Annotated in this window: 20 protein-coding genes; 14 read left to right on the top strand and 6 right to left on the bottom strand. The window is 61.5% G+C overall.

Going from position 1 to position 15993, the window contains the following annotated elements:
• The 3 genes from thiD to HY696_10975 are packed head-to-tail and all read right to left on the bottom strand — an operon-like array spanning position 1 to position 2560.
• A complete protein-coding gene (gene thiD, locus HY696_10985; GenBank protein MBI4238919.1) occupies positions 1-771 on the bottom strand; it encodes a bifunctional hydroxymethylpyrimidine kinase/phosphomethylpyrimidine kinase in 771 nt (256 codons plus the stop codon).
• Positions 768-1451 (bottom strand): thiamine phosphate synthase, encoded by a 684-nt coding sequence (gene thiE, locus HY696_10980; protein ID MBI4238918.1) that lies wholly within the window; start codon positions 1449-1451, stop codon positions 768-770. The genes thiD and thiE overlap by 4 nt, the downstream gene beginning before the upstream one ends.
• Complete coding sequence (locus HY696_10975) at positions 1448-2560, bottom strand: sigma-54-dependent Fis family transcriptional regulator (protein MBI4238917.1); 1113 nt, start codon at positions 2558-2560, stop codon at positions 1448-1450. The genes thiE and HY696_10975 overlap by 4 nt, the downstream gene beginning before the upstream one ends.
• A gap of 121 nt (positions 2561-2681) precedes the next feature.
• On the opposite strand from HY696_10975, the gene HY696_10970 reads away from it, so the two are divergent.
• The 7 genes from HY696_10970 to HY696_10940 all read left to right on the top strand — a co-directional run bounded on the left by HY696_10970 (position 2682) and on the right by HY696_10940 (position 7893).
• A complete protein-coding gene (locus tag HY696_10970) occupies positions 2682-4268 on the top strand; it encodes an alkaline phosphatase family protein (protein MBI4238916.1) in 1587 nt (528 codons plus the stop codon).
• A 10-nt stretch (positions 4269-4278) separates the two neighbouring features.
• Positions 4279-4755 carry a hypothetical protein gene (locus tag HY696_10965; protein MBI4238915.1) on the top strand — a complete coding sequence of 159 codons (477 nt, stop codon included), beginning with the start codon at positions 4279-4281 and terminating at the stop codon, positions 4753-4755.
• A gap of 103 nt (positions 4756-4858) precedes the next feature.
• Positions 4859-5008, top strand: a complete 150-nt coding sequence (locus tag HY696_10960) for a hypothetical protein (protein MBI4238914.1) — start codon at positions 4859-4861, stop codon at positions 5006-5008.
• The gene (locus tag HY696_10955; GenBank protein MBI4238913.1) at positions 4975-5325 is read left to right on the top strand and encodes a hypothetical protein; all 351 of its coding nucleotides are present in this window, start codon (positions 4975-4977) and stop codon (positions 5323-5325) included. The genes HY696_10960 and HY696_10955 overlap by 34 nt, the downstream gene beginning before the upstream one ends.
• The gene (locus tag HY696_10950; protein ID MBI4238912.1) at positions 5288-5866 is read left to right on the top strand and encodes a transcriptional regulator; all 579 of its coding nucleotides are present in this window, start codon (positions 5288-5290) and stop codon (positions 5864-5866) included. Before HY696_10955 ends, HY696_10950 begins: the two co-directional genes overlap by 38 nt.
• Positions 5867-6778 carry an ATPase gene (locus HY696_10945; GenBank protein ID MBI4238911.1) on the top strand — a complete coding sequence of 304 codons (912 nt, stop codon included), beginning with the start codon at positions 5867-5869 and terminating at the stop codon, positions 6776-6778.
• A gap of 32 nt (positions 6779-6810) precedes the next feature.
• The gene (locus tag HY696_10940; GenBank protein ID MBI4238910.1) at positions 6811-7893 is read left to right on the top strand and encodes an ArsA family ATPase; all 1083 of its coding nucleotides are present in this window, start codon (positions 6811-6813) and stop codon (positions 7891-7893) included.
• A gap of 190 nt (positions 7894-8083) precedes the next feature.
• Here HY696_10940 and HY696_10935 read toward each other — a convergent pair whose 3' ends face one another.
• From HY696_10935 to HY696_10925, 3 genes are read right to left on the bottom strand one after another with little or no spacing between them, the layout of a single operon-like run.
• Positions 8084-9274 carry an iron-containing alcohol dehydrogenase gene (locus HY696_10935; protein MBI4238909.1) on the bottom strand — a complete coding sequence of 397 codons (1191 nt, stop codon included), beginning with the start codon at positions 9272-9274 and terminating at the stop codon, positions 8084-8086.
• A gap of 12 nt (positions 9275-9286) precedes the next feature.
• Complete coding sequence (locus HY696_10930) at positions 9287-9664, bottom strand: PilZ domain-containing protein (GenBank protein MBI4238908.1); 378 nt, start codon at positions 9662-9664, stop codon at positions 9287-9289.
• Between the two features lie 5 nt (positions 9665-9669).
• Complete coding sequence (locus tag HY696_10925; protein MBI4238907.1) at positions 9670-10065, bottom strand: hypothetical protein; 396 nt, start codon at positions 10063-10065, stop codon at positions 9670-9672.
• 127 nt (positions 10066-10192) lie between these two features.
• On the opposite strand from HY696_10925, the gene pal reads away from it, so the two are divergent.
• The 7 genes from pal (at position 10193) to panB (ending at position 15991) form a co-directional block, all read left to right on the top strand.
• Complete coding sequence (pal, locus tag HY696_10920) at positions 10193-10609, top strand: peptidoglycan-associated lipoprotein Pal (GenBank protein ID MBI4238906.1); 417 nt, start codon at positions 10193-10195, stop codon at positions 10607-10609.
• A gap of 174 nt (positions 10610-10783) precedes the next feature.
• Positions 10784-11566 (top strand): tol-pal system protein YbgF, encoded by a 783-nt coding sequence (gene ybgF / locus HY696_10915; GenBank protein ID MBI4238905.1) that lies wholly within the window; start codon positions 10784-10786, stop codon positions 11564-11566.
• Positions 11567-11610: 44 nt separating this feature from the next.
• On the top strand, positions 11611-12636 hold the full coding sequence (tsaD, locus tag HY696_10910; protein MBI4238904.1) for a tRNA (adenosine(37)-N6)-threonylcarbamoyltransferase complex transferase subunit TsaD: 1026 nt from the start codon (positions 11611-11613) through the stop codon (positions 12634-12636).
• Positions 12633-13394: a ribosomal RNA small subunit methyltransferase A gene (gene rsmA / locus HY696_10905; protein ID MBI4238903.1), complete on the top strand. Its 762-nt coding sequence runs from the start codon at positions 12633-12635 to the stop codon at positions 13392-13394. Before tsaD ends, rsmA begins: the two co-directional genes overlap by 4 nt.
• 455 nt (positions 13395-13849) lie before the next feature.
• Entirely contained in the window at positions 13850-14434 is a 585-nt protein-coding gene (locus HY696_10900) for a hypothetical protein (GenBank protein MBI4238902.1), read from the top strand.
• A gap of 44 nt (positions 14435-14478) precedes the next feature.
• Positions 14479-15126 carry a deoxynucleoside kinase gene (locus HY696_10895; protein MBI4238901.1) on the top strand — a complete coding sequence of 216 codons (648 nt, stop codon included), beginning with the start codon at positions 14479-14481 and terminating at the stop codon, positions 15124-15126.
• Positions 15113-15991 (top strand): 3-methyl-2-oxobutanoate hydroxymethyltransferase, encoded by an 879-nt coding sequence (gene panB / locus HY696_10890; protein MBI4238900.1) that lies wholly within the window; start codon positions 15113-15115, stop codon positions 15989-15991. Before HY696_10895 ends, panB begins: the two co-directional genes overlap by 14 nt.
• The last annotated feature ends 2 nt before the right edge of the window (positions 15992-15993 follow it).

Genomic DNA, 15993 nt, shown 5'->3' with positions numbered 1-15993 from the left:
TTATTGCAATCCGGCCGCAATCAAGCCGGCAACATAGGCCTTCGCGCTTTGGGCGGCGTGGACGACGGAGTGGCCTTTCGCGAGTTCGGCGGCAAGGGCGGAGGCGTAGCGGCAACCGGAGCCGTGGATCCCGCCGGGCAGGCGCGCGCCGGTCAGGCGTTCGGTCCGTTCGCCGTCGAAGATCACGTCGACCGGATCGTGTTTTAAGTGCCCACCCTTTACTACGATAAATAGCGGTTTATCGCCGTGCCCCCCACGGAGACGCAAGACGTCGCCGTGAATCTGTTTGGCGGCCACTTCCATCGCCTCGATCGAAGCGATTTGCATCCCGGCCAACGCCATGGCTTCGGGGATGTTCGGCGTGATGACCGTGGCATACGGCAACAGTTGCTGCTGGAAGATCTGCACACCCTTTTGTTCGAGCAGCGGCATGCCGCTGGAGGAATGCAGCAACGGATCGATCACAACGTGGCCGTGGGCGCGGGAACGGAGGAACCAGATCGTGGCCCAGATGTTCGAGGTCGTCGCCAGCATCCCGATCTTGACCGCCGCCAATTCGACCCGCTCTGCGGCCGTGGCCAATTGCTGGGTCAAGACGTCGCCGGCCGTCGGCCAGACGCCGAGGACTCGATCGTTGGTTTGCGCCGTGATCGCGGTGGTCACCGAGCGACCGTCGCAGCCGAATTGTTGAATGGTATAGAGATCGGCTTGTAATCCGGCTCCGCCGGTCGGGTCGGATCCTGCGATGGTTAATACAATTGGTCGTGTCATGCAACGCTCCTATCAGTGCATCGTGTGTGACTGCTTTGCCACTGTTCCCATGCGCGGACGTGCCATTGCGTTTCCGCCCGGACGTCCGCCGCTTGCGTGAGGCCGGTGATCATCGCGACGGCTGCGGCTCCCGCTTGCCAAACGGTATCGACATTGGCGCGCGTAATGCCGCCGATCGCCACCACGGGGATATGTACGGCCTGCACGACGTGGCGCAAGACCGTAACGCCTTGCACCGGATGACCCGGCCCCTTGGTCGCAGTCGGATAAATCGCCCCTAATGCCACATAATCGGCCCCGGCAGCTGCGGCCGTGACGGCCTCCGCGACCGTGTGCGCCGAATAGCCGATCAACAGGTCCGAGCCCAGCGTTGCTCGCACGACGCTGATCGGCGGATCGTCTTGACCGACATGCACACCATCTGCGGCAACGGCCCGCGCACCGGCAACGTCATCGTTCATAACAAAAGTAAAGTCGTACTCGTTCTTCAGCGCCATGATGGCGTCGGCCAACCGCCGCCGTTCCGCACTGAGGGCCGGCCCAGCGTCCTTGACGCGCAATTGCACGAGTCGGCCCCCGCCATCGAGAAACGCGCGGGTGAATTCCGCCACGTCCCGCCCGGCCGGCAGAAAGCGTGGGTCGACAACGGCGTAAATGCCTTGCACCGAATGCCTCGTCACGCCCGCTCCCGCTTGGCCGTCAACCCGAGTTGTCGCATCCGGGTGCGTAAGGTATTGCGATTGATCCCCAATATCCGCGCCGCCTGCACTTGGTTGCCACGGGTTTTTGCGAGCACGAGCTTGATTAACGGCCGCTCCACTTTGGCGGTAATCGCGCTATGCAACTCGTGGACGTCGTATTCCCCCAACCGTTCAAAAAATTGCGTCAGCTTGCGTTCGATCAGTTCTTCTAACGAAGTCGATTCCAAGCCCAGCTCCGTCGCCAGCTCCGGATGGCGCGCCAATTGCGGCGGGAAATCCTTCGGCGTCAGTTCCCGGGCCTCGGTCGTCGAGACGGCATGCGCGGCCGCCAGCATAATGCCGCGCACGTTTTCCCGCCACCCGGCACGGCGCAAGAAGCGCGCGGCCTCGCTGGAGAGACGCCGATAGCCCAATCCCCATTCGGTTCCATAACGTTCGAGATAATATTCCACGAGTGGCACGATGTCGTCACGGCGCCGCGCAATCGGTTCCATCGTGACGACATGGCGGGCCACGAGGTCGTACAACGGCCCGATCAGCGCGCTCTCCCGCGCGCGGGGAAATTCGCGCGCCCGCAGTTCGAAGACGATACGCGCCGGCGCCGGAATCCGCTCTTCGCTCCCCATCGGGATCATAGCTCCTTCACAGAGCCACGAAAGACAGCGCTCCTGCAATGCGGATGGCAAGCGATCCAGCCCGGTCACGATACAAGTGCCGGTGCCACAGGCCGCGACTCGTCCCGGTACGACGGTGCGCCGACTCAAGAAACCGCCGCGCACGTAGCCAAACAACTCGCTCTCGACGACTTCGTGCGGAATGCGCTCCAGTTGAATGATTTGATACGGCGCGTCCGCAGTCGGTGATTGCCAATGGAGGTGACGCGCCAACAGCGTCTTGCCGGTGCCGGCCTCGCCGACGAGCGTCAAACGGTCCCCCGAGCGGGCCGCGGCCTGCACCGTTCCCCACGTCTCTTTCGCCCAGCGCCCGATCCCCACAAATGGGACTAACTCCTCGGTAAGCTTAGCGATCCGATGCTCTTCGGTGACGGATTCCACCACTGTTTCCGGATCGTATTGCGGTAATCCCATGGCGCGAGATCTAGTCGTGCCGGTGAACCGTGACAAGAAAAAAGTGATCGAAAATTAGGCAATCATGGAATGCCGTCTCAATATTGACTTTCCCCGTGGACCCCAGGCATGGTCCGGCGCCATGGCAAAATGCCTCCGGTTCTTTACGTGGTTGTTGTGGACTACCGTAATGATCGCGGGCGCTTGCCGCGCGCACGCTGCATACGCAGCCCCACGCCCAATCCGCGACGTCTATGTCGTGCTGATGGTCCTCGACGGCTGTCCAGCCGCACTGTTCAACCAATTGCTCCGCGATGGACAGCTCCCAAATCTCACCACCCATTTAGTCAAACCCGGCGTCACGTTCACCGACGCGATCGCGACATATCCGTCCACCACCAGCACCGGGTACCAGGCCATGGTCTCCGGCCTCTTCCCGGGACACGCCGGTATCCCGTATCTGGAATGGTTCGAGCGCGCCACGGAGCAAGTGCACCGTTTTCTTTCGCTGCGCGGCTTCAAACGCCTCAATACCAGCTTCCGCAATTGGTACGACGCAACCGCCGGCACGCTGTTCGAAGACCTGCAGGGCCACGAGACAGCAGCCGTCTACACCCAATTTTTCCGCAGTGCGTCGACCCGAACCCCGACCAATCCGCTCCCCGCGGCCTGGGCCGTCGTCGTCCAAGGGCGATTGGAACAAATGAACGCGCTCGCGCAGCGTGATTTGCTGACCCTCTTTCAGCGCCCTGTTGCGGAAATCCCCCGCTTCACGTTGGCGGGCCTGCTCGCCACCGATTTCTTGGGGCACAAGCTCGGGACCGATCATCCGCGCGTCCAACAGGTCTTGCGCGACTTCGACACCTTCTTCGGCGAACTCGTAACGTTGCTCCGTCATCGCGAGCTTCTCGATAAAACATATTTGATCGTCACCTCCGACCACGGCATGCACGACATCATTGGAACCTTCGAACTGAAGACCGTATTGCGGCGACAAGGACTGCGCGTCACGCCTCCCGCGAAGCCACACTATGCCGACCTCTATTTCGGCGCGCGCGGCGTCTCGGTCGCCACACTCACAGCTCGAGGCCCGAACGGCTGGCAGGAACCCATTACGTTGGAAGCGCTCCAGGCCTATCCCCGCCGCGCCGCCGACCCGATCGATTTACTGGAATTATTGACGACCGCTCCCGAACTCGATCTTGTGCTGGTACGTGAACCTGTTATTCAGCAGGCTGGGGAGCGCGAACAACGCGTCCGGCTGTACCGCCGCCAACAAATGGGCATCCTCCGGAGTGTCCGTCGCGGTGCGGAAACCCTGTACGGTTATGACGCACGGTCCGGGGATCCGCTCGAATTCACACATGACCCCCAACTGCGCGCCCTCACCGACGGGCGCCTACTGACTGCGTCAAACTGGATCGCACGGTTGGCCCACACCTCAACGCCGGGAGCCGTCCCGATGCTGGCCCAACTCTTCGACGATGGCCACGCCGGCGATTTGGTCGTTGCGGCCACACCGGATTTCGACTTCCTCCATGAAAAACGCGCAACGCATGGCACCCATTACGCGATGGACATGCATGTCCCGCTCGTGATCCGCGGCCCCGGCATTCGGCCAAATCGCCGACGGCTGGCCCAACTGGTCGATCTCTACCCCACGATGCTCCGCTGGTTCAGCCTCCCCGTTCCACTCAATCGGATTGACGGACGTCCGCTCTTTGAGTAGGGCTCTGTGCATGCGCCGGTTTTTTCACTGTGAAAGTCACGTCGTCCCGTGGTTAGAACTGCTCGGAGTCCTCGCAGTCGGCGGCTATCTTGCGCGCCTCTCGAATTGGTCAACCCTCGGCCTCGGCAGTCAAATCGCGATCGGCGTGTTTGTCGCGGAATATACGCTACTGCGCGCGTTCGGCTCGTTTCGTTATTATCCACGCCCGGCCAACGCCCCACGATTGCGCAAATATCCCGGCATCGAATGGCAATTCCGCACCGCGCTGGTCATGGCGGCCTACGTGCTGCTGTTCAATGCCGCTTGCTTACACCTCGGACTCACGCCACATGTCCTGTGGCTCAGCAATCTCGGATTTGCGTTCCTGCTCTATGTGAACTGTCATCTACTCTACTTTCACCGCCGCGACACCGACCCCACGCCCGTCAACTATTTCTCCGCCCGCCTCGGGGAATCCGCCGCCACGACGACCGTCCAAGCCGCCTAACCACCGACGCACGATAGTATCTATAACGCACCAATGACGCACATCAGCAATGCGGCAAAGAATAGTGCTAGACACTTTTTCGACCCCTGACTATATCCGCCCCATGCCCACGTGGAGCGAATGGACGGAACATGTGGGACTCTTAGAAACGCTGTTCGTGTGCGTTGTCACGTTGATCATCGTCTGGGTCCACGAAGGGCACCGAGTTCGCAATCGTTTATGGAAACCAACACCGCCCCCCGAGGCCCGTTAGCCCTGCTGCTGAGCACGCCGGCGGTGCGCCGCCACCTCGTGACCGCCGGCCGAGAACTGCTGTGTGCGCTGAACACCGGCGTCGCGACACTGGAGCAGCAGTCCGTGGAGAGTGGGCTCACGTATCAATATCCGTATCTCCACACCGCGCTCCAGCACGTGAGAAAGGCGATCACGCGCGCGTTAGGGGGGACAGCACCGGGACCGTCCGCTCGCCGCAAATCGACATCCACCAAGAAGACACCAAAGCGGCGCCGCGCCGCTGGAAGGAGCCAACACCATGTCAGCCGCCGCACCACATCGCCCCAAGGGGAGTGACGGACCCCGCGTCATTAAACGGTATCAAAATCGGAAACTCTACGACACGACCGACAGCTGCTACGTGACGCTGGAAGACATCGGGGAGCTCATCAAGCAAGGGGACGACATTCAAGTCATCGACAACGAGTCGAAGAACGACCTCACGTCGGTCACGTTGGCCCAAATCATCTTCGAGACGGAGAAGAAACAGAAAAACGTCCTCCCCCTCGGCGCGCTGTTGAACTTAGTACGGAGCGGCAGCGAGACGATCCGCGACTTCGTGCATAAATCGATCGAATCGGGATCGCGCGAGATCGCCAACGTGCGCACGGAATTGACCGACTTCGTGGACCGACTGGTCCGACACGGCCATCTGTCGCAAGAAGAACGCGCGCCGCTGCTCAGTGCGATGCGCAAATTCCTGGAAGATAAAATTCGTCCGACGATCGAAAGCGTCCAAAACATCCCGGCGGTCCAGACCGAAATCCGCTCGCTCCGGCAACGGATCGAGGAATTGGAGCAGCGACTGCACGATTACGAGCGCCCCGAGAAGGTCTAAGTGTCGCCGCTCCTTCGCACCCCGCTGACGTTCGTGACGGGCAAGGGCGGCGTGGGCAAATCGACGGTCGCCGCCGCCTTGGCGTGCGGCTGCGCTGCGGGAGGCGAGCGCACCGCACTCATTGCGCTCGGACCCCATCCGTTCGCGCGGTTGTTCAACACGGAAACCCCGATCCATTACCACGGCGCGGAGGTCGCGCCACGACTGACGGCATTTCAACTGACACCGCGCGAGGCGTTCGAAGAATACGCCGTACTGCGACTCGGATCGGCGAAGTTATACCATCTCTGTTTCGACAATCGCTTCGTTCATTATTTCCTCGACGCCACGCCAGGACTGAACGAGTTGATGTGCCTTGGCAAACTGTGGCACTTGGTCGTCAAGGCACACGTGTTTGAACGCGTCATCGTGGATCTCCCGGCCACCGGACATGGCTTAGGCTTTCTCGATGTCCCACGGATCCTCACCGAATCGGTGCATCGCGGGCCGCTGGCCACGTTGGGCGAACAGATGCGCAGCATGTTGCAAGACACGGCCGTCACCGCGACGCTGATCGTGACCCGTTACGAAGAATTGCCCGTCAACGAGACGCTCGAATTGGCGGATCGTCTCGCCACACCGTTATGCATCCCGCTCGCCGGCGTGGTGGCCAATCATGCGACGGCCGCGCCGGTGCCGGCGGATTTGCGTCGCGCATGGGAAACATTGCAACACGACACCGCCCCCGATGCGCCGTGGCGTCCCGCCATCGCAGCCACGGCGTTTCTCGACCAACAGTGGGCACGCGCCCAAACGGAGCGCGAGCGTCTCCACACCCGCTTCGGCGCATTGCTTCACGAGCTACCAACGTTTCCGGTCGAAGCCGGCCCCGATCTGTTGGCCCGCATCGGTGAAACCCTGGCGACGTGGTGAACATGACCGTGTCGTGCTACAAAACTCCAACCATGCCCCCACTCTTGACCACGTACCACATCCTCCTCACGTGCGGCACCGGCGGCGTGGGAAAGACCACATTGGCGGCGGCGTTGGGCGTGGCCGCGGCGCGTGCGGGGCGACGCACGTTGGTGTTGACGATCGATCCGGCGCGGCGACTGGCCGACGCGCTTGGCATTAAAACATTTTCGGATCAGGCACAGCGTGTCTGGCCGAAAAAGGGGGCGAAGGAGGCCGGCACGCTCGACGCGATGATGCTCGACGTGAAGGGCACGTTCGATCGTGTGATCGAACGTTATGCCCCGGATCGGCGCGCCGCCCAAACGATCCTGAATAATCCCCTCTATCAGCAACTCTCCACGGCCATTGCCGGATCGCAAGAGTATATGGCGATGGAACGCCTATATGAGGTTGTGGCCCAAGACGCGTACGACTTGATCATCCTCGACACGCCGCCCACCCAACACGCCCTCGATTTCTTCCAAGCCCCGCAACGCATGGTCCGCGCGTTGAGCGACAGCATGCTGAAGCTGTTTACTGCGCCGGCGCTGGCCGCCGGCAAGTTCGGCGCGAAATTGTTCGCCAGAGGGGCCGATCGCTTGATGCAACTCTTCGGACGCGTCACCGGCGTGGAGCTGCTGCAGGAAATGGCCGACCTCATTCAAAGCACCGTGGGGCTGTTCGGCGGTTTCGCTGCACGCGCTGATGCCGTGCATCAACTGCTGCGCGCACCCACGACCGGCATCGTATTGGTCGTCGGACCTCAACGCGACCTGCTCGACGACGCGCAAACGTTTGCCACGGCCGCGACCGAACAAGGCATGCACCTCGCCGGAGTCATTCTGAACCGCGCGATGCCCGCATTCGCCGCCGCGCCAACGCTCCCCGCCACGCTCGACCCCGCCCTCGCCGCGCGCCTACGCGACAACGACGCGCGCTGTCGCGACGTGCAGCGGGCGCAACAAGCCGCGTTCCACGCGCTGCAGGCCGCACTTCCGCCCGACCTCCCCCATTGGACCATCCCCGAACGCGCGACCCCGCCCCAACGGCTGGATGATTTGGCCGAATGTGTGGCCGCGGTGTCAATCGGCTAATTGCATTTGAATGGGGACAGGTACCTTCAAATCGAGAATCGGCGCTGGTTTGAAGGTACCTGTCCCCATCCGGATGATATTGGGTCGCTAGTCGCTGTCCAGCAACGTGTCGAGGCCACGGCGGAGGCCGACGAACGACGTTACTTTGGTGGCGGATCGACCATGCCGATCTGCGACGACGTCCGCCCTTTCACTGCTCCCCCCAGTCGGCTATGCGCTCCAAAATGGCCGTCGCCTCCGTTGGGCCAATCGCACACAACGCTCCATACGGATACGGACGCATCTGTCCGGCCTTTTCCACCAGCGCCGGGATCTGTGATCGTTCCAAGCCGAGGCCTTCCAATGTTGTCGGCAATCCGACGTCGCGATAAAAGGCGCGCAGCCGGAGAATGCCGGCCCGGGCGGTGTCGGCAATCGTGACGCCCCGCACGGTCTCGCCGAAGACGCCGAGCGCGAAGCGGGCAAACGGCTCCGGGACGTGCTCGGCGGCCCATGCCATCCATGTGGGCAGGACCACGGCGAGTCCGGTGCCGTGGTGAACATCGTAGAGGGCGCTCATCGCGTGTTCGATCCGGTGACTGCTCCAATCGCCGCCGTGCTTTCCGAACGCCAGCAAGCCATTCAGCGCGAACGTCGCACAGTGCATCAGCGTGGTCCGCGCCTCGAGGTTGCGCGGATCCGCGTGGACACGGCGGGCGGCCGCGATCGCCGCGGCCACGATCTGCTCGCCGAAGCGGTCGACGAGCGGCGAGCGACTGCCGTCGAAGTAAAGTTCGACGACGTGGGAGATCAGGTCCGCGACGCCGCCCATCGTGAGCGGGAGAGGCAGGTCTAAGGTCAGCTCGGGATCGAGGATGGCGTGCCGCGGGTAGAGGGCCGGGCTGCTGGCGACCAATTTGTCGCGCGTGGTGTCGTGAGTCACGACCGCAACGTCGTTCATTTCGGAGCCGGTCGCGGGCAACGTCACTAACGCCACGATCGGTAACGCCGCGACAATTTGTCGATGCTGTTGGAACGCCGCCCACAGGTCCGCGTCTTCCGCGATCCCCGCTGCCATCGCCTTGCCGGCATCCATCACCGAACCACCGCCGGAAGTGAACACTACGTCGGCGCCAAATGCCCGCCCGGCAGTCACTCCCGCTTGGACTTGGCTGAGTAACGGATTGGTCCCGATGCCGCCGACTTCGCAGACCGCAAGTCCGTATGCAGCGAGTTGCCGGCTGAGTCGCGCATGCAGACCAGAACGTTGCAGCGACGCGCGGCCATAGACCCAAAGGACCCGCCGTCCGTATTGCCCGACCCGCTCGGCCGCGCGCGCCGTTGCGCCGGGCCCGCATTCTAACGTGGTCGGCCACGAGAAGGTGTAGGAATGCTGCGCCATCGTGCGTACCGTTTACCCGACTGAGACTAACGCCTCCAGCATCTGCCGCATCGCGCGGGATAATTCGATGAAGCGGACGCCGAGACCACGGACGGTGGGTTTGCCGCCGACGCGTTCGACGCGCACGACTTCGCCGACGACGCGCAGCGGCAACGATTGATTCGGTAACGGGATCGACAACAGGAGATGGGCGCCGACACGGAGCGGGAGATTGCCATGCAGGAACAACCCACCAATGCTGATATTTTCAGCCGGCAAGATCAACAGCGGTTCGCCGTGTTCATCTTCCAACACGACGTCGGCCGTGAGTCCGGCACGTGGAAACAGCCGTCGCGGGCGTTGCGCAGCCATTTGTTCGAGCAGCGGCAGTTTTTTTCTTGGACGTCCCATACTGATTAACCGCGTCGTGCCCGTTTCGGCGCACTGGACACCAACCCATGCGCGATCAATTCAATAAACGCCTCGGGACGAAACGGACGCGGCACACTGATCGCGCACGGCAGATCCCACGTAGACTCCGGCAACCGTTGATGCGCAAATCCGATTAAGATCAGTTTCGGAAATGTCGACCACGGCGCGGCGTCGGTCAACAACGCGCGGTAGCGTTCTTCCAATCCCACTAACGCCCCACTCCCAATGATGAGTTGCGTGGCGGACATGTCACCGGCGATGTCGCCAAGATCTTTCGGACTCGCCACCATCTGCACGAGCGCATCCGGCGCAGCTTGTAGCACCAGCAACCGATATAAATTGCGCGCGAGCGGCGATGGGTCCACGATAATCCAACGCATAGAGGGGCGGCATCTCATGAAAATTCTTGACTTTCAATCTCTATTTCCCTAGCTTGCCGCCACGTTTGGGGGTTCCCAACAAGTGAGCGCAGACTATCAACCCATTTTCCACAAGGAGGAGGCAGGTATGAAGAGGAACACGAGTCAGAAATTGCTGGCAGCATTGGCACTCGGCGCCGTCGTGTTTGCGGCCGGCTGTTCACAACGGGTCAGTGGCAAATTGCAACGCATTCATTTCGACCTCGATCAATACGCGGTGAAGTCGGAATACCAAGCTGCGATGAAGGGCAATGCGGCCTGGCTACAAAAGAACACCAAGTCGAAGGTCACGGTGGAAGGCCACTGCGACGAACGCGGCAGCACGGAATACAACATCGCATTGGGTGATCGCCGGGCGAAGTCGGCCAAGGCCTATCTGCAACACCTCGGCGTCAGCGGGGATCGCGTCTCCACGATCAGCTACGGTGAAGAACGCCCCAGCTGCACGGATCACAACGAAGGTTGCTGGTGGAAGAACCGTCGCGCAGAATTCGTGGCCCGCTAAGCGGTTGCGGACAAAGAACGCTTGATTGCGAACCCCGGGGGGGCTATCTTCCCCGGGGTTTTCATTTGCGAAGGAGTAAGGGCGGCGGAGCGTTAGCGGAGTCGTGGCCCGCGGTAGCGATGATCGCGATGCGACCAAGGCGGGAGCATCGCGCTCCGAAGGAGGATATTCGGTATGAAAAACGTACTCGCGGTGGCAGTGCTCGCCATTGGTTTGGTTACATCCATGGCCGGTGCCGGAGACAAAGACACCTACAAACTCGAACAAAAAATCACTCAGTTGGAGCAGGAACTGCGCGACTTGCAAGCCGCATTTCGGCAACAAGGCGCCGAGATCGCACAAAAAATGATGGCCGTCGAACAGATGCGCGCCGACTGGAACGGATTTCAAGGCAGCGTCGACGCCATTTCGCAACAGCAGCAGCTCTTGTTCGATCAACTGAAGAAATATATCGACGAATTCGACGGCCGGCTGCGTTCGGTCGAAAAGCGGTCGGCGGAAGTCACCCCATCTGATACGGGCGAAACAGAAACAGTCGCTGCACGCCCCGACACCGCAGCAACGACCTATCAACAAGGCCTCAACGCCGTACAAGAGCGCGACTACGACACGGCGCTGGCGTCGTTCCGTCAATATCTCCGCGCCGCGCCCCAAAGCGGGATGGCCGCGCAGGCCCAATACTGGATCGGCGAATGCCTCTTTGCGCAGAAAAATTTCCAAGACGCCGCCAAAGAATTTCAAGCACTCGTCGATCGCTATCCCGGCAGCGAAAAAATCGGCGCGGCGCTGTTCAAGCAAGGACTCGCGTTCGCCGAACTCGGTATGAAACCACAAGCAGCGGGGGCGTATCGCAAAGTCGTGGCTCAAGCGCCGAATTCCAAAGAGGCCCGACAGGCCACCACGCGGCTGCGCCTCCTCGAACCCACGGCCGCCACCGCCGAACGGGGCCCTCGATAACACGTGTACACGAACGCACGTAGGACGAACGGACGAGCGCACGTATGATGGTCCTCGGGATTGAGACCTCCTGCGACGAAACGGCCGTCGCCGTACTCCGTGATCGCACGATTTTGGCCGATTGCATCGCGTCGCAAGACGACATCCACACGCGCTTTGGCGGGATTGTGCCGGAATTGGCGTCGCGGCGGCATATTGAAGTCTTGCCGCAGCTGGCCGAATCCGCGCGCACCACTGCCGGCATTGAATGGCGCAACCTCGACGCGATTGCCGTCACCCGCGCACCGGGCCTGATCGGTTGCCTGTTGGTCGGACTCAGCTTTGCCAAGGCGTTGGCCTTTGCGCTCGACAAACCGCTGATCGGCGTGAACCACTTGGAAGGCCATTTACTCGCAGCCCAACTATTTGCGCCGGAACTCGTATTCCCGTTCGTCGGCCTGGTCGTCTCCGGCGGTCACACCAGTCTGTATCATGCCCGCGCCCTCGGCCAATACGAATTGTTGGGGGCCACGCGCGACGACGCCGCCGGCGAGGCCTACGACAAGGTCGCCAAATTACTCGGCCTCGGATTTCCCGGCGGCCCGCAAATCGACCGACTCGCGGCAACGGGCAATGCGAAGGCCGCCCGTTTTGCGCGGCCCAATTTAAAAGTACGCGGATCGCCGTTCGAAATCGCGGTACATGATTTCAGTTTCAGCGGCCTCAAGACCGCCGTCGCGCAATTGTTACAACGTTCGTCACCACCCGCTGTGGCCGACATAGCGGCCGGGTTTCAACATCGAGTGGTGGAAGAACTAGTGCGGCGCCTCGTCGCCGCAGCGGAGACCACCGGCTGTCGGCAAATCGTCGTCTCCGGCGGAGTGGCCGCCAATCGCGCCTTGCGGGCGCGGCTCGAAACCGTGGTGCATGAGCATCAATTACAAGTCTTCATTCCGCCAGTCCGCTTCTGCACCGACAACGCCGTGATGATCGCGTGGGCCGGGATGCAACATCTGCAACGCGGCGAGCGGAGCGGACTCGATCTCAACGCCGCCGCTACGGAAGAATTGGGACATGTGGGCGCGGCATGAATGCAACGCCACGACCGCAGCGTCGCTTCGGACAAAATTTCCTGATCAATCAGGGGGTGCTGGACAAGCTGATCGCCGCACTCGATCCGCAACCGACCGACACGATCATCGAAATCGGTCCCGGCCCGGGCGCCCTCACCGGACGCCTCGCCGCGTCCGATGCTCAAGTCATCGCCGTGGAACTCGATCGTCGCATGATCGCGACGCTGGAAGAGCAATTCCGCAATACCGGCAACGTGACGCTGCTCCATCACGACATCGTCACGTTCGACCCGCCACCACTGCCCGCCGGCATGCGTTACCAATTGATCGGCAATATTCCGTACAACATCTCCGCGCCGATCTTGCTGTGGCTCTGCGCTCACCGCGACCAGATCGCCACGGCCATTGTCACCGTGCAACGCGAAGTCGCGCACCGCTTGACCGCGACGCCGAATACCAAGGCGTGGGGACCACTCAGCATCGCCGTGCAAAGCACTGCCACGGCGCAGCGCCTCTTCGACATCCAGCCGCACTCGTTTCGACCGGCACCAAAAGTGGTCTCCACCGCCGTGCGCTTGGCATTCCCGATTCCCCCACCCTACGCAATCCCCGACCCAGCCGCACTGCGCGACCTCGTGCGCACGCTGTTTACCAAACGCCGCAAGATGCTCCGCCACTCACTCGCTGCCAACCGCCTGCTCGCCGCCGGCATCGACCCCACCCGCCGCGTGGAGACCCTGACAATCGAGGAACTGCTGCGGCTGGTTATCGTTTGAGGCGCGATCCCTTCAATAAAGCTCTCAAAAAATAATCCGCAACTTTCTTGACGGGCGGCCGATATCAAGGGCACAGGAGGAATCTTATGGAAATGACAACGAGTCGATTACTGAACACTGCCCGCGCGGCGATGAAGCGCCCCACGGTATTTGTGCGAGGGCAGCAGGGCACGAAGCCGAAGGTCCACGTCTTTGCAGCCACACGTTCCGGGCTCCTGGTTGGCTTGGATCGCACAGATTCGGCCAATCCCGTGGCGGGGCTCAGCTTTAACGATGCGCGTGCCCGTCACTTTTGCCAGGTCGCCGTGACGAACATTACGGAACCACCCCCGGGCAGAGGTCGCATCGAGGCCCTGACACGCCCCTTCCCAGCACAGGTGGACTTTCAGCTCCCCGACTCCATGGTGTCAGGAGGGACAACGTTGACCCTTGCCAGAATCTCACCCGACCCGGACATGGAGCGCCTTAGCCTGAGCGGCACGTTACCCGTAGAGACCGCTCTTTGCCCATACGCAGATCGTCTCCGATATAGTGCCACACTGCAGATCGAAGGTCGGGCAGTCATCTGCGACGACGTCTTCCCGCTCACCGAGGCCGGCGCTCGCTATTTCCTCGGCACTAGCGTCCTCTTCACGGCTGATCGCCCCACGGCTGCGGATCTCTTCATGGTGCGGTTGGCCGACGAATATCTCGGCGTTGGTGAAGTGGAGATCAACTGCCTGACCGATGGAGCTCCGCAGGACGCACTTTTTTTCACACTCCGACTGGCCTATGCCGCGCTCCGCGACGAGCTGTCGAACCTGATGCTTGGCGACGAGGGCTATCATGGATTCGCCGCCGAAGCAGGCCTGCGCGCCCTGCTCTATGGGGCCAGAGGTAATCGAGATTGGAGTTACACCACCGTACTGGGAGAGATCTCGCGTGTGGTCGAGTTGTTCGAACGCGCAGGCCTGGGCGATGTGGTCAACCGAGAACAAGTCGATGCGCTGTTCACACGCACACTGCCTGATGATGCTCCCCGCGCTGGGGAGCACGGCTGACGGCCGGCTTGCCAGGCCACAACGGCCCTGCTATAGCCGACGGCATGTCACTGACCACCACACGGCGCTATATCGCGATCGACGGGCCGATCGGGACGGGGAAAACGACCATCGCCACGATGTTGGCGAAAGACTTGGGCGGACGGACGATCCTCGAACCGTTAGCGCAAAACCCGTTCCTAACCGACTTCTATAAAGATCGCCGCGGCAATGCGTTTACTACGCAACTCTTCTTCATGTTGAAGCGCTATCAGCAGCAAGTCGGGCTGGCGCAACAAGACCTCTTTCACGCCGTCACCGTCTCCGACTACACGTTTGCGAAAGACCGGATCTTCGCCCAACTCAATCTCACCGACGACGAAATGGCGCTTTACGATACCGTATTCCAATTGCTCGATCCGCGACTGCCGAAGCCGGACTTGGTCGTCTATCTGCAAGCCTCGACCGACGTGATGTTGCAACGCATACGGCAGCGCAAACTCGCGGCAGAAAAACCGATCACCGAAGACTATCTCGAAGAGCTGGCGGAGGCCTATAACCGTTTCTACTTCGCCTACGCGGCGACGCCGTTACTGGTCGTGAATGTCAGCGACGTCGATATCGTGAAGCATCCGTCGGATTGGGAAAACTTACGCACCGCGATCCTCGAACACGCACAAGGAACCGCTCATTACCACTATGTCGGACGCTGAACGCCAAAAGATCACCATCCCGCGCCTGGCCGCCATGAAGGCGCGCGGCGAACGGATCGCCATGATCACGTGCTACGATGCCACGTTCGCGCGACTGCTCGCCCGGACTGATGTGGAGATGCTGCTGATCGGCGACTCACTCGGCATGGTCGTCCAAGGCCACGACACGACGATTCCCGTCACGCTCGATGACGTACTGTATCACACGAAAGCGGTCACGCGCACTCGCCCCCTTGCACACGTGGTGGCCGATATGCCGTTCATGAGTTATCAGGCCTCAGCAGAACAGGCTATGCTCAGCGCCGGACGCTTGGTGAAAGAGGGCGGCGCCGAATCGGTGAAACTCGAGGGCGGGATGGAACTGGTCGACACCGTCGCGCGAATGACCGCAGCCGGCATTCCGGTCATGGCGCATATCGGCTTGAAGCCGCAGCGCGTGCACCAAATGGGCGGCTACAAAATCCAAGGGAAAAATCCCGACACTGCTGACCAGCTACTGCGCGAGGCCGAAGCGTTTGTCGCCGCAGGGGCTTACGGACTGTTGCTGGAAGGCGTCGCGATCGAAACCGCGGCGCAGATCACGCAACGCGTCCCGGTGCCGACGATCGGCATCAGCTCCGGCCCCGATTGCGACGGCCAAGTCTTGGTCCTCCACGATTTACTAGGGCTCAATCCCGATTTTGCACCGAAGTTCGTAAAACGCTACGCCGATCTCGGCGCCACAGTCACAACGGCCGTGCAGACCTATTGCACCGAAGTGAAAACGAGCGCGTTCCCCACCGCGGCGCACGGGTTTCATAGGGAGGCCAATCAATCCCTTCTCCCCATTGGGGAGAAGGTTAGGATGCGGGGGAGGAAGCCCTAGTA

Source organism: Deltaproteobacteria bacterium (assembly GCA_016210045.1).
Taxonomy (GTDB): domain Bacteria; phylum UBA10199; class UBA10199.
This window is presented reverse-complemented; position numbering and strand designations above follow the sequence as displayed.

Bases quoted from the DNA above. Each gene is read 5' to 3' on its own strand.
- thiD (MBI4238919.1), bottom strand. From the start codon at position 771: ATGACACGACCAATTGTATTAACCATCGCAGGATCCGACCCGACCGGC.
- HY696_10975 (MBI4238917.1), bottom strand. From the start codon at position 2,560: ATGGGATTACCGCAATACGATCCGGAAACAGTGGTGGAATCCGTCACC.
- HY696_10970 (MBI4238916.1), top strand. From the start codon at position 2,682: ATGGCAAAATGCCTCCGGTTCTTTACGTGGTTGTTGTGGACTACCGTA.
- HY696_10965 (MBI4238915.1), top strand. From the start codon at position 4,279: ATGCGCCGGTTTTTTCACTGTGAAAGTCACGTCGTCCCGTGGTTAGAA.
- HY696_10960 (MBI4238914.1), top strand. From the start codon at position 4,859: ATGCCCACGTGGAGCGAATGGACGGAACATGTGGGACTCTTAGAAACG.
- HY696_10955 (MBI4238913.1), top strand. From the start codon at position 4,975: ATGGAAACCAACACCGCCCCCCGAGGCCCGTTAGCCCTGCTGCTGAGC.
- HY696_10950 (MBI4238912.1), top strand. From the start codon at position 5,288: ATGTCAGCCGCCGCACCACATCGCCCCAAGGGGAGTGACGGACCCCGC.
- HY696_10940 (MBI4238910.1), top strand. From the start codon at position 6,811: ATGCCCCCACTCTTGACCACGTACCACATCCTCCTCACGTGCGGCACC.
- HY696_10935 (MBI4238909.1), bottom strand. From the start codon at position 9,274: ATGGCGCAGCATTCCTACACCTTCTCGTGGCCGACCACGTTAGAATGC.
- HY696_10930 (MBI4238908.1), bottom strand. From the start codon at position 9,664: ATGGGACGTCCAAGAAAAAAACTGCCGCTGCTCGAACAAATGGCTGCG.
- HY696_10925 (MBI4238907.1), bottom strand. From the start codon at position 10,065: ATGCGTTGGATTATCGTGGACCCATCGCCGCTCGCGCGCAATTTATAT.
- pal (MBI4238906.1), top strand. From the start codon at position 10,193: ATGAAGAGGAACACGAGTCAGAAATTGCTGGCAGCATTGGCACTCGGC.
- ybgF (MBI4238905.1), top strand. From the start codon at position 10,784: ATGAAAAACGTACTCGCGGTGGCAGTGCTCGCCATTGGTTTGGTTACA.
- tsaD (MBI4238904.1), top strand. From the start codon at position 11,611: ATGATGGTCCTCGGGATTGAGACCTCCTGCGACGAAACGGCCGTCGCC.
- rsmA (MBI4238903.1), top strand. From the start codon at position 12,633: ATGAATGCAACGCCACGACCGCAGCGTCGCTTCGGACAAAATTTCCTG.
- HY696_10900 (MBI4238902.1), top strand. From the start codon at position 13,850: ATGGAGCGCCTTAGCCTGAGCGGCACGTTACCCGTAGAGACCGCTCTT.
- HY696_10895 (MBI4238901.1), top strand. From the start codon at position 14,479: ATGTCACTGACCACCACACGGCGCTATATCGCGATCGACGGGCCGATC.
- panB (MBI4238900.1), top strand. From the start codon at position 15,113: ATGTCGGACGCTGAACGCCAAAAGATCACCATCCCGCGCCTGGCCGCC.